An 11,475-nucleotide genomic window follows, 5' to 3' on the forward strand; every position below is an offset into this window, starting at 1 on the left:
GTCCCCCGCTCAGGCCTCGCGATGACGTCTTACAGGTCGTCCTCGAGCTCGACCGTGTCGGCCGCGACGACTTCACGGCCGGCATAGTGGCCGCAGGCGCCGCAGACATGGTGCGGGCGCTTGAGCTCGCCGCAGTTCGGGCATTCCGCCGGGTTGCCCGGCTTGAGGAAGTCGTGCGAACGGCGGTTGTTACGGCGGGACGGGGTGACCTTGTTCTGCGGAACGGCCATGGTGCAACCTCGGGTGTTGTCGGCGGGGCCGATGCCTGGCCCGCGTGCGTTTCGGTATTCGGACGGTCCCTATTGCCTATCCGGCCAAGGGTCCAGCGGTTTCCGGCCCCGGACGGGGCGGCAGAGCGCGCCTCATACAGGGATTCCCGGAGGATGCAAGGCCCGGGCGCGGTGGCCGCCCTCAGTCGTCCTCGCCCTCCAACCGGGCCTTGAGCGCGGCGAGCCCGGCGAAGGGTTTGGCCGTCTCGTCGTCGAGCGGGGCGGCGCCGTCGGGGGCGGCGGAGAGGTCGATCTCCTCCGCGCCCTCGACCCGCGGATAGGGCGGGATGGCCAGCATCAGCGCCTCTTCCAGCAGGTCGCCCATGTCGAGCGTGGCGGGCAGCGGCTCGATCTCGTCGTCCTCCTCGCCCATCTCGATCTCGTCGCCGGAGGGCGGGACGTAGTCGGCGACCCAGCGCCGGTTCACGTCCTCCTCGATCCGGGTGGTGACGGGTTCGGTCGTGACGCGGCAGGGCTGGACCACGGTGGCGCCGAGATGGCCCTCGAAGGTCCAGCCGCGGCCCGGACCCGGGGTCAGCCATCCCTCGAAGCGCAGCTTGCGGACGGCGTCGACCTCCATTCGGTCGGCCAGCGCCTCGAGCTGGCCCTCGTCGGGGACGAGCCGGACCTGGGTGGCCTTGCGCTGCGGCAGGTCGGCGAGGCGGAGCGGCTGGGACAGGATGGGCTTCATCGCGGGTCTCCCGGACTGGGCAGGGGGCGAGGGTGACTTGATGGGTGCGCGACGCGCGGGTAAGGCATGGGGCAAATGGCGCGCCGCCGCAACGGGCGCGGCCCGCCGGGGAGGGACGAGTGGACAGGACGACACGCAGGATGGCGCGCCTTTCGATCGCGGGCCTTTTCGCCATGGGGCTCGGCGCCTGCTCCGCCACGTTCCAGAACCACGGCTATGTCCCCGATCCCGAGATGCTGCAGGAGGTGATCGTCGGCGTCGACACCCGCGATTCGGTCGAAAGCCTCGTCGGACGGCCCTCGACCTCGGGGGTTCTCGAGGGCGACAACTGGTATTTCGTCCGCTCGCGCGTGCGGCAGTTCGCCTGGCGCGCGCCCGAGACCGTCGAGCGGGAGCTGGTCGCCATCTCCTTCGCGGAGGACGGCACGGTAGAGAACATCGAGCGCTTCGGCCTGGAGAAGGGGCGCGTCGTCACGCTGTCGCGCCGCGTGACCGAGACCTCGGTCCGCGACTTCGGACTGATCCAGCAGCTTCTGCGCAACTTCGGCCGGATCAACGTCGGCGAGACCCTCGCCGAGGACAGGTAAGCCGTGACCGAGGGCTATCTGCTGCGCGCCGCCGAGATCGCGGCGATGGCGGGGCAGGAGAAGACGCATTTCCTCAACGACAACGCGCGGCGGTTGAACCGGTCGCTGGGCGACGCGACCGGGCTGACGGGTCTGGGCGTCCACCTGATCGAGGTCGAACCGGGGCGGGAGACGACGGAGTACCACGTCCACTATCACGAGGACGAGGCGGTCTACGTGCTGGAGGGCCGCGCCACCGCCACGATCGGCGAGGAGGAGGTGGCGATCGGCCCCGGCGACTTCGTCGGCTATCGCGCGGGCGGTCTGGCGCATGCGATCACCAATACCGACGACGGGGTGCTGCGGCTGCTGGTGGTCGGGCAGCGACTTGCCCATGACGTGGCCGACTATCCGCGGCTGGACAAGCGCATCTACCGGCAGGCCGGGCTTGGCGCGGACGTGGCGGATATCGCGGCCCTGACGCATCCGGTGGTCGGCGCGCGGAAGTAGCGCGGCGCCCGCTGGCCGCGGTGGAGGGGGCTCTGCCCCCCGCCTTCGGCTCCCCCCGGCATTTTTCCGGAGCATCGAAAGGCGGGGGCGTTAACCTTGATGACCGCTTGAGGATCAGCCTTCTTTCGGCTCGAAGGTCAGGGCGACGCCGTTGATGCAGTAGCGCAGGCCGGTCGGCTTCGGGCCGTCGGGGAAGACATGGCCGAGATGCCCCTCGCAGGTGGCGCAATGGACCTCGGTCCGGCGCATGAACCAAGAATTGTCCTCGCTCTCGCCGACGCGTTCGCCGTCGGTGCCGTCGACCGGCTGGTAGAACGAGGGCCAGCCGGTCCCGCTCTCGAACTTGTGGGCCTGGTCGAAGAGCGGCGCGCCGCAGCCCTTGCAGAGATAGATCCCCGGCTCCTTCGGGAAGTCCTCGTGGGTGCCCGCGCGCTCGGTCCCGTGCTTGCGCAGGACCTTGTAGGCCTCGGCGCCGAGCTGCTGCTGCCATTCCGCATCCGTCTTGACGACCTTGTCCATCGGGCTTCCTTCTCGCATGGCCTCGTGCGACGTGGGAGATAGGGGCTTGAGGCGCTTGCGGAAAGGGCTGGGATGAGGATCGAGGCCGGGACCTTGCGCGTGCGGCGCGTCCCGCTGGCGGAGGCGGGACCGGCGCTGGAGCTGCGCGCCCGCGTCTTCCGCGGCGGCGCCTGCGACCGGGACGGGTTCGACGCGCGCGCCTCTCACCTGATCGTGGAGCGGGCGGGCACCGCGCTGGGGGCGGCGCGGCTTTCGGTGCAGGGGCCGGGCGAGGTGCTGCGCGGCTATACGGCCGGGTTCTACGGGCTGGAGGCCTTCGCCCGTGCCTTCCCGCGCGCGCTGGAGGTCGGGCGGGTCTGCCTCGCTCCCGGCTGCGCCGATCCGGACGTGCCGCGGCTGCTGCTCGGCGCGATGGCGCAGGTGGTGGAGCGGGAGAGGGTCGGCGTCCTTCATGGCTGCACCTCGTTTCCTATCGACGCCGCACCGCTGTCGCGGCTGGCCGGGCGCGAGGCGCCGGCCGCCTGGGCGCCCGTCCGGCGCGCCGCCGAGACGCGGCCCCTGACCGGGACCGCCGGGACCATGCCGCCGCTCATGCGCGCCTGGCTGGGCATGGGCGCCGTTGTCTCGGACCACGCCGTCGTCGACCGCGATCTCGGCACAGTGCATGTCTTTACCGCCCTGCCCATCGCCGCGATCCCGCCCGCCCGGGCGCGGCTGTTGACGGGGATGCTGAGCGGGATGTTGACCGGGGCCGATTGACGGCCGCCGCGGCGGCGCCTAGCTGCGGCGCATGGCGCGCGCTCCCCTTCTCCAGGTCACCGACATCTCGCTCACCTTCGGGGGGGCACCGCTGTTTGCGGACCTCTCGCTGGTCGTCCAGCCGGGCGACCGGGTCGCTCTGGTCGGGCGGAACGGGTCGGGAAAGTCCACGCTCATGAAGGTGATGGCCGGGCTGGTGGAGCCGGACCGGGGGGAGCGGACGCTCTCTCCGGGCATGTCGGTCGGCTACATGGAGCAGGATCCGGACCTGAGCGGCTTTCCCACGCTGGGCGCTTACGCGACCGCGGCGCTGGAGCCGTCGGAGGCCTGGCGCGTCGAGGCGGTCGCCGAGGGGCTGAAGCTGAACCTCGACGCCGCGCCGGGGCAGGCGTCTGGTGGGGAGCGGCGGCGCGCGGCGCTGGCAAAGCTGCTGGCCGAGGCGCCGGAGCTGATGCTGCTGGACGAGCCGACGAACCATCTCGACATCGAGGCCATCGCTTGGCTGGAGCGGGAGCTGTCGGAGACCCGCACCGCCTATGTCGTCATTTCCCATGACCGCGCCTTCCTGACGGCGCTGACGCGGGCCACGCTCTGGGTCGACCGGGGGCAGGTCCGGCGCCAGGAGAAGGGCTTCGCCGATTTCGAAGCCTGGCGCGACAGGGTCTGGGAAGAGGAGGACCAGCAGCGCCACAAGCTGGATCGGCTCATCAAGTCGGAGGGGCGCTGGGCGGTCGAGGGCATCTCGGCCCGGCGCAAGCGCAACATGGGCCGCGTCCGCGCGCTGGCCGATCTGCGGGCCGAGCGGGCCGGGCAGGTCCGGCGTGCGGGCACCGCTGCGCTGGAGCTGGATTCGGGTCCGTCGAGCGGCAAGCGCGTCATCGAGGCGCGCGGTCTGTCAAAGGCTTACGGAGAGACGTTGATCCTGCGGGACTTCGACCTGCGGGTGCAGCGCGGCGACCGCGTGGCCTTCGTCGGGCCGAACGGCGTGGGCAAGACGACCGTCCTGAAGATGCTGCTGGGCGAGGTGGAGCCCGACGAGGGGTCGGTCACGCTGGGCACCAACCTGGAGGTCGCGGTCTTCGACCAGACCCGCGAGAAGCTGGACGGGGACAAGACGCTCTGGGACAACCTGACGCTCGACCCCTCGCTCGGCGTGAGCGGGGCGTCGGATCAGGTGATGGTGCGCGGCACGCCGCGGCACGTCGCCGGGTATCTGAAGGATTTCCTCTTCGACGACAAGCAGTTGAAGGCGCCGGTGCGGTCGCTGTCGGGGGGCGAGAAGGCACGGCTGCTGCTGGCGCGGATCATGGCGTTGCCCTCGAACCTGCTGGTGCTGGACGAGCCGACCAACGACCTCGACATCGAGACGCTGGACCTGCTGCAGGACGTGCTGGGCGAGTATGACGGGACGGTGCTTCTGGTCAGCCACGACCGCGACTTCCTCGACCGCGTCGCCTCGCAGACGGTCGCGATGGAGGGGGACGGGCGCGCCACGGTCTATCCCGGCGGCTGGTCCGACTACCAGTCTCAACGTCCCTCTGTAAGCAACGGAAAGCGCGAGGAAAAGCGCAAGGCGAAGCCGGTGGCTGAGGCGCCGAAACCGGCGGCCAGGGCCGACGGGCTGAGCTATACCGAGCGCCACCGGCTCGAGGCGCTGCCGGCCGAACTGGAGCGGATCTCGGCCGAGATCGCCAAGCTGGAGAAGTTGCTGGCGGACCCCGCGCTGTTCACCCGGGAGCCGGTGAAGTTCCGCAAAGCGACCGAGGCGCTGACCGAGCGGCAGGCCAGGCTGGCGGCCGCCGAGGAGGAATGGCTGGAACTGGCGGAGAAGGCCGAGGCCTCGGCCTAAGGGTTCCTGGGCGTCCCCTATGGCAGGCTCGCCACGATGCGGGGGGTGGGGGCGCCCGAGATCTCCAGGATCAGCTTGCGCTTCACGGCCTCGGCGAAGGCCTCGTCCTCGGCGGCCTCGACCACGAAGGCGCCCATCCCGCCGATGATGCGGTCGGCATATTGCTGGGCGAGGGTGTCGCTGTCCCAGCGACGCTCCGACACGATGGCGAGGGCGTTGATGGTGATGCCGGTGGCCAGCACCTCGTCGCGCGCCTGTTCGATGGGCGGGCCGAAGGTGTTGCCGGTGGTGTCGCCCGAGAAGTCGATGACCCGGCGCCAGCCGTCGATGCGGTTCGTCTCGATCAGGTCGCGCGCGACGAGCAGCGCCGAGCCGATGGCGTTGCGCCCGGTGGCGCCCCGGGGCGGGCCGTCGAGCGCGGCGGCGAAGGCCGCGGCGCTTTCGGGCCCGTCGACCCGCATCCACGGCACGACGACACCCTGATTGGTGGCCCATTCGACATAGGTCACGGCGATGGAGCCGTAGGCGGTGTTGCGGATCGCGGCGATCACCGTCGGATCGGTCATCGCGGCGGCATAGGCGTCGCGCTGGAACATCAGCTCCCCTTGGGTGATCGAGCCGGAAGCGTCGGCGAGCAGGACCAGTTCCAGGTCGGTGTCCTGGGCGAAGGCGGGGGCCGCGAGCAGGGCCAGGAGGGAGAGGAGGCGCATGGGCGACAGGCTGAGGCGGAGCGCGCGCCCGAGCAATTCACAACCTCGTATGTGCCTGCAATTCAGGCGCAGATGCCGTCGAGATCGCGGTCATAGGGGACGAAGGCGGGGCGGGTGATCCGCTCCGGCTCGGCGACCGGAAGGGCTTGACGCAGAAGGTTTTTGAGGCGGTGCGTGCGGGCGCCTTGCGGGTCGAGGACGGCGCAGCAGAGATATTCCTCGACCAGCGAGGCCTGGACCTCGTAGCCGTGGTCGAGGAAGCGGGCGTCGCCTTCCTCGAATAGGTAGGGATCGTCGATCAGGATCTGCTCGGTGAAGGCCTTGCGCGGGTGGTAGCCCGTGATCGCGCGGTTCTGCCACTGCCAGACATGGGTCATCTCGTGGACGAAGAACATCGCCGTGGCCAGGTCCAGCCGGCCCTCGGCGTCGGTGCGCGCGAAGTCCGGGAAGGCGATGCGCGGCGAGAGAAGAAGCTCCTGAAACAACACGATACCGCCCGTTCTTGCGGTGATCCGGCCCTGCTGCGGCGGGCCGATCCGCTCGCGGCAGGTGACGCGGGGGCGGGCGTCGTAGGTGATCGGGAAGGCGCCGATGCCGGGCTGGGTGCGGATGCGGATCGGCGCGGTATTGAGGGTCTCGCCGTGCAGCGGCGCGGTCAGCGCGCGCTCGCCCTCGGTCAGGGGGCGGGCGCAGGCGGTCAGGAGGAGGAGGATCAGGAGGAGGCGCATGGGGCCAAGGGTAGGGCGGATTCCGCGGGTGATCCACGGGTGATCCGGGTCGGATCTGCGTCGGACGTCTTGACGGGGGTCAAGGACGCGGCCGCAGGCCCGTGCGACCCTCGGGCGGCAACAGCGGAGGTGCCTGCCATGCGTGTCCTGACGATCTGCCTGATCCTGCCTCTTGCCGCCGCCGCGCAGGAGGCGCGGGTCGCCGAGGGGGAGGACCTGTTCCTGCGCTATTGCGCGACCTGCCACGGGGAGGAGGCGCGGGGCGACGGCTCGATGCAGAAGGTCCTGTCGGTCGACGTGCCCGACCTGACGCGGCTGGCCGGGGAGGACGGCTTTCCGCATTTCGACGTGATCGCCAAGATCGATGGCCGCGATCCGGTCGTGAGCCACGGCGGCGCGATGCCGATCTGGGGGGATTTCTTCGACGAGGGCGAGGGGGCCTTCGTGCGGACCGAAGCGGGGCAGCCGATCGTGACGTCCCCGCCGGTGGCGGCGCTGGTGGCGTGGCTGGAGACGGTGCAGCGGTAGGGGGCATGGCCCTGCGCCTGTCACGGACGCGCTGCCTTGCCGGGCCGCAGGATCCAGCATCGGACAGAGGCCAGAGATCATGGAACCGAGCGTACAACGTGGGGTTGAGTCCGACATGACAAGGAGGAGTTATCAGGATGACCAGGATTTTCATGAGCACTGCCGCTTCCTGCCTGCTGCTTGCGACCGCAGCGACGGCCCAGGACGCGATGACGGACGAGGAGCTGGTCGCGGCGGATGAAGCTGCGGAAGTGATGTTCGTCGAAGTCTACGGCGATGCCGTTCCGGACTACACGACGGCGACCGACGCCGTCGCCCGCATGGAGGCGATGGGCTACACCAACATCCACGATTTCGACGTGGAATGGGGCAACTACGAGGTCGAGGCCATCGCCCCGGACGGCAACGAGGTCGAGATCGAGTATGACCCCGTCACCGGAGCAATCCTGGACGTCAGCGACAACTGGTTCTGAGCTCCGCGCCCCCGGTAGAAGGGAGCGTGTTTGCGAGCATCGGAAACGCGGCGGCCTTCGCTGCCGCGTTTTTTGTTTGGTGAGTGCTGCGGGAATCTGGCAAAGGGTTCGTCTTGCGATCTTGACCTGGGAGCTGGCCCGCATGGGGGTGCGCAACGGTGTGGGAAGATGCGGGGGCCATACACCCTACGCTTGTGGGGAACGCCCCGTGCGCGACTAGGGGGAATTGGCGGAATGTTTGCAGTACGTGTGGGGGGAACCCGGTGAAAGACGGGCTGGTCGAGCGGGCGGAGGATTGGCCATACTCGTCAATCCACCGGGAGTGTGGGCGGGCGGTTGCCCGAGTGGGGGGTGTAAGGGGGAGTTGACGGCCCACCATTTGCGCCGGTTGGCGAGGGGGACGCGCAGGTTTTCAGCAACCCTCCACTTACTCACCACGACCGTTCCAAGGGCCGCTTGGCTAATTGTACGCGGTAAAGCCGCTTCTCCTCGTCGTATAAGAACTCCATTACTTCTTGCTGTTCGTTCCCGTTTCCGTCTCTGAAATGAATAACACCGTTAAAATTTTCCGCGATCCGGCCGCCCGGCTTGCCAATATCTAAATCTTCTCCTGCGCCTGATTCGAGAACTGCTAGACTGATGACCTTGTCTGAAAGCTCCGGGTGGCGCAGGTTGATTCGTAAGTCTGATATTCGCGCGCCAAAGTTCTTGATGCCAAGCTTGTAGTACGCCTTCCATCCATCTTGTCGGTAGGGCCAGAAATTGACACTAAGCTTGGGTTGAGCAGAATGATGATGCTCTCTCCGTTGCGCATTCAGGGCCTCGCGTTCATGTTCTAGGGCCTCTCGTGCCACTAGCGCCATCTCTTTCTGTTGCTCAACGGACTTCGCAAGTTCTTCCGCTTGAAGCTTCAAAGTAGCGACACTGTTGCGAAGCTCTGCACCCTGTTGAAAAAAGCCGAGTATGAGCCAAAACACCGCTAGAGGGCCAAAAAATCCTGCAAGCGTATCTCCGAGCTCATTCGGGCGGAGGTCAGTGAAAGCATCGATGGATACGGCCCACCACAAACCGCAGATTAGATAGAGAACTGAGAAGAAAACGCCGAACCAAAACAGCCGGTTCAAACATCCAACTCCCCCGCGAACCGCGCATTCTCGCTGATATACTGGAACCGCATCTCCGGCCGCTTGCCCATCAGCCGCTCGACCAGGTCCCCCGTCTCGCCCGGGGCGTCCTCGTCCACCGTCACGCGGATGAGCTTGCGCGACCGAGGGTCCATCGTCGTCTCCTTGAGGTCCTTGGCGTCCATTTCGCCGAGACCCTTGAAGCGGGAGACGTCGATCTTGCCCTTGCCGCCGAGGCCCTTCTTCAGCCAGCGGTCGCGCTCGGCCTCGTCGAGGCAGTAGACGCGCTTCGCTCCCTGCGTCAGCCGGTAGAGCGGCGGGCAGGCGAGGTAGAGGTGCCCCGCGTCGATCATCGGGCGCATCTGGGTGAAGAAGAACGTCATCAGGAGCGAGGCGATATGGGCGCCGTCCACGTCGGCGTCGGTCATGATGATGACCTTGTCGTAGCGCAGGTCGTCGATCCTAAACTTCGTGCCGAGGCCCACGCCCAGCGCCTGGGTCAGGTCGCTGATCTCGGCGTTGGAGCCCAGCTTCGAGGAGGCGGCGCCCAGCACGTTCAGGATCTTGCCGCGCAGCGGCAGCAGCGCCTGGATGCGGCGGTCGCGGGCCATCTTGGCGGAGCCGCCGGCGCTGTCGCCCTCGACGATGAAGAGCTCCGTGCCCTCGCGGCTGTTGGCGGAGCAGTCCACCAGCTTGCCGGGCAGGCGCAGCTTCTTGGTGGCGGACTTGCGGGCCGTCTCCTTCTCCTGCCGGCGCTTCAGACGCTCCTCGGCGCGCAGCACGAGGAAGTCGAGGATGGCTCCGGCCGCCTTCGTGTCCTGCGTGAGCCAGGTGTCGAAGCGGTCGCGGACGGCGCCCTCGGTCATGCGCGCGGCGGATTCGGTGGAGAGCCGGTCCTTGGTCTGGCCGACGAAGGCGGGCTCGGCGATGAAGCAGGACACCAGCGCGCAGCCGCCGGAGATCAGGTCCTCGCGGGTGATCTGCGCGGCCTTGCGGTTGTTGGCCAGCTCTCCGTAGGCCTTGATGCCCTTCAGGATCGCGGCCCAGAAGCCCGCGACATGGGTGCCGCCCTCGGGCGTGGGCACGGTGTTGCAGTAGGACTGGATGAAGCCGTCGCGGGAGGGCGTCCAGTTGATCGCCCATTCGACCTTGCCGGGCTGGCCGAACTTCTCGTGGAAGTCGACCGCGCCGGCGAAGGCCTGGTCGGCATAGGTCGAGGCCCGGCCCAGCGTCTCGGTGAGATAGTCGGTCAGGCCGCCGGGGAAGTGGAATTTCGCCTCGGTCGGGGTCTCGCCGTCGTCGATGGCGGACTTCCAGCGGATCTCGACGCCGCTGAAGAGGTAGGCCTTGGAGCGGATCGACTTGAAGAGGCGGGCCGGCTTCATCTGGTGAGAGCCGAAGATCTCGGGGTCGGCGTGGAAGGTGACGGTGGTGCCGCGGCGGTTCGGGGCGGCGCCGATCTTCTGCACGGGACCGAGGGGGAGGCCGCGGGAGAAGCGCTGCTCCCACAGTTCGCGGTCGCGGGCGACCTGGACGACCATCGAATCGCTGAGCGCATTGACGACCGAGGCGCCGACGCCGTGGAGGCCGCCGGAGGTCTGGTAGGCCTTGCCGGAGAACTTGCCGCCCGCGTGCAGCGTGCAGAGGATGACCTCGAGCGCGGACTTGCCGGGGAACTTGGGATGCGGGTCGATCGGGATGCCGCGGCCGTTGTCGGTGACCGTGATCGACCCGTCGGCGTGCAGCGTCACCTCGATGCGGTTGGCGTGGCCCGCGACCGCCTCGTCCATGGAGTTGTCGAGCACCTCGGCGACCATGTGGTGCAGCGCCCGCTCGTCGGTGCCGCCGATATACATGCCGGGGCGCTTGCGCACCGGCTCCAGCCCCTCCAGCACCTCGATCGAGGAGGCGTCGTAGGTCTCGGGCGGGACGGCGCCCTTGAGAAGGTCGTCGGGCATGGGGCTGCTCTATCTTGTGTGTTTCCGCGCAAGATAGGCGATATGCGGGTCCGGTGAAAGGTCGGGGCGTCAGCGACCGCTGGTGCCGGTGACGACCACGTTGTCGACGCCGAAGAATTCGTCGTTGCTGCCCGAATTCAGGTTCGTCGTCGCCCCGAGCGTCAGGTCGTCGCCGTCGTTCCGGGTGACGATGCTGACGCGGTAGGTGTAGTCGTTGCGGTTCTGCCAGCGCCCGTCGCCGACCCCCGTGCCGGTCGAGGCGCGGGTCAGGGTGACCGAGGTGTCGCCGGGGCCGTCGAAGGTCTGGATTTCGGGCGCGTCGTTGCGCCAGGCGTGGGAGGCGATCACGACCTCCTCGCCGCCGATCGAGATGCTGCCCTGCTCGTCGTCCCAGCTGTCGGCGATGATCATGTCGAACTCGATCTTCGCGTGGCTGTAGCGCGAGTCGACCTCCACGGGCATGGAGCCGGTGGGCTGGTTGCGCGAGAAGGCGAGGATATTGCCGAAGCCCGGCACGTCCAGCACCTCGCCCGCCGTCCAGCTTCCGCGGCCGTCCTCGAAGTCGTGCTGGCCGAAGACCCTGGCGAAGGCGGTCTTGATGCCCATTCCCGTCATCGCGTCGCGCGTGTCGCCGGAGAGATCCTCGACCCCGCGCGAAACGGTGGTCGAGACGGCGAGGCCGAGGCCGACCAGCGCAGCGGTCATCACCACCCAGTCGACGGTGACGGCTCCGGATTCCGATCTGAAGAAATCAAACATTTGACGAACACTCCACTCAACTTCGATGATGA

General features: G+C 68.2%; 14 protein-coding genes. 6 read left to right on the plus strand and 8 right to left on the minus strand.

Going from position 1 to position 11,475, the window contains the following annotated elements:
• Positions 1–29 precede the first annotated feature (29 nt).
• Complete coding sequence (rpmF, locus tag DR046_RS03905) at positions 30–230, minus strand: 50S ribosomal protein L32 (RefSeq protein ID WP_115380166.1); 201 nt, start codon at positions 228–230, stop codon at positions 30–32.
• 181 nt (positions 231–411) lie between these two features.
• A complete protein-coding gene (locus DR046_RS03910; RefSeq protein ID WP_115380168.1) occupies positions 412–960 on the minus strand; it encodes a YceD family protein in 549 nt (182 codons plus the stop codon).
• A 140-nt stretch (positions 961–1,100) separates the two neighbouring features.
• Here DR046_RS03910 and DR046_RS03915 point away from each other — a divergent pair, with 140 nt between their 5' ends.
• Together DR046_RS03915 and DR046_RS03920 are read left to right on the plus strand one after the other, a co-directional pair.
• Positions 1,101–1,547 carry an outer membrane protein assembly factor BamE gene (locus DR046_RS03915; protein ID WP_115380170.1) on the plus strand — a complete coding sequence of 149 codons (447 nt, stop codon included), beginning with the start codon at positions 1,101–1,103 and terminating at the stop codon, positions 1,545–1,547.
• Positions 1,548–1,550: 3 nt separating this feature from the next.
• Entirely contained in the window at positions 1,551–2,036 is a 486-nt protein-coding gene (locus DR046_RS03920; protein ID WP_245190800.1) for a cupin domain-containing protein, read from the plus strand.
• 114 nt (positions 2,037–2,150) lie between these two features.
• On the opposite strand, the gene msrB is transcribed toward DR046_RS03920, so the two are convergent.
• Positions 2,151–2,555 (minus strand): peptide-methionine (R)-S-oxide reductase MsrB, encoded by a 405-nt coding sequence (msrB, locus tag DR046_RS03925; RefSeq protein WP_115380172.1) that lies wholly within the window; start codon positions 2,553–2,555, stop codon positions 2,151–2,153.
• 72 nt (positions 2,556–2,627) lie between these two features.
• Here msrB and DR046_RS03930 point away from each other — a divergent pair, with 72 nt between their 5' ends.
• Positions 2,628–3,314: a GNAT family N-acetyltransferase gene (locus DR046_RS03930; protein WP_115380174.1), complete on the plus strand. Its 687-nt coding sequence runs from the start codon at positions 2,628–2,630 to the stop codon at positions 3,312–3,314.
• Positions 3,315–3,345: 31 nt separating this feature from the next.
• Positions 3,346–5,163 (plus strand): ABC-F family ATP-binding cassette domain-containing protein, encoded by a 1,818-nt coding sequence (locus DR046_RS03935; RefSeq protein WP_115380176.1) that lies wholly within the window; start codon positions 3,346–3,348, stop codon positions 5,161–5,163.
• A gap of 17 nt (positions 5,164–5,180) precedes the next feature.
• Here the strand turns inward: DR046_RS03935 and DR046_RS03940 are convergent, their stop codons facing one another.
• Positions 5,181–5,873, minus strand: a complete 693-nt coding sequence (locus tag DR046_RS03940) for a DUF1194 domain-containing protein (RefSeq protein ID WP_115380395.1) — start codon at positions 5,871–5,873, stop codon at positions 5,181–5,183.
• Positions 5,874–5,935: 62 nt separating this feature from the next.
• A complete protein-coding gene (locus DR046_RS03945) occupies positions 5,936–6,601 on the minus strand; it encodes a hypothetical protein (RefSeq protein ID WP_115380178.1) in 666 nt (221 codons plus the stop codon).
• A gap of 138 nt (positions 6,602–6,739) precedes the next feature.
• Between DR046_RS03945 and DR046_RS03950 the strand changes: the two genes are divergently transcribed.
• Together DR046_RS03950 and DR046_RS03955 are read left to right on the plus strand one after the other, a co-directional pair.
• Entirely contained in the window at positions 6,740–7,129 is a 390-nt protein-coding gene (locus DR046_RS03950) for a c-type cytochrome (RefSeq protein ID WP_115380180.1), read from the plus strand.
• Between the two features lie 137 nt (positions 7,130–7,266).
• Positions 7,267–7,602, plus strand: a complete 336-nt coding sequence (locus DR046_RS03955; protein ID WP_115380182.1) for a PepSY domain-containing protein — start codon at positions 7,267–7,269, stop codon at positions 7,600–7,602.
• Between the two features lie 431 nt (positions 7,603–8,033).
• On the opposite strand, the gene DR046_RS23210 is transcribed toward DR046_RS03955, so the two are convergent.
• The 3 genes from DR046_RS23210 to DR046_RS24105 all read right to left on the minus strand — a co-directional run bounded on the left by DR046_RS23210 (position 8,034) and on the right by DR046_RS24105 (position 11,443).
• On the minus strand, positions 8,034–8,726 hold the full coding sequence (locus tag DR046_RS23210) for a hypothetical protein (RefSeq protein ID WP_135227253.1): 693 nt from the start codon (positions 8,724–8,726) through the stop codon (positions 8,034–8,036).
• On the minus strand, positions 8,723–10,684 hold the full coding sequence (parE, locus tag DR046_RS03960) for a DNA topoisomerase IV subunit B (RefSeq protein WP_115380184.1): 1,962 nt from the start codon (positions 10,682–10,684) through the stop codon (positions 8,723–8,725). The genes DR046_RS23210 and parE overlap by 4 nt, the downstream gene beginning before the upstream one ends.
• Before the next feature lie 69 nt (positions 10,685–10,753).
• Complete coding sequence (locus DR046_RS24105; protein ID WP_115380186.1) at positions 10,754–11,443, minus strand: hypothetical protein; 690 nt, start codon at positions 11,441–11,443, stop codon at positions 10,754–10,756.
• Positions 11,444–11,475: the final 32 nt, after the last annotated feature.

The organism is Jannaschia formosa, from assembly GCF_003340555.1.
In the GTDB taxonomy this organism is placed as follows: domain Bacteria; phylum Pseudomonadota; class Alphaproteobacteria; order Rhodobacterales; family Rhodobacteraceae; genus Jannaschia; species Jannaschia formosa.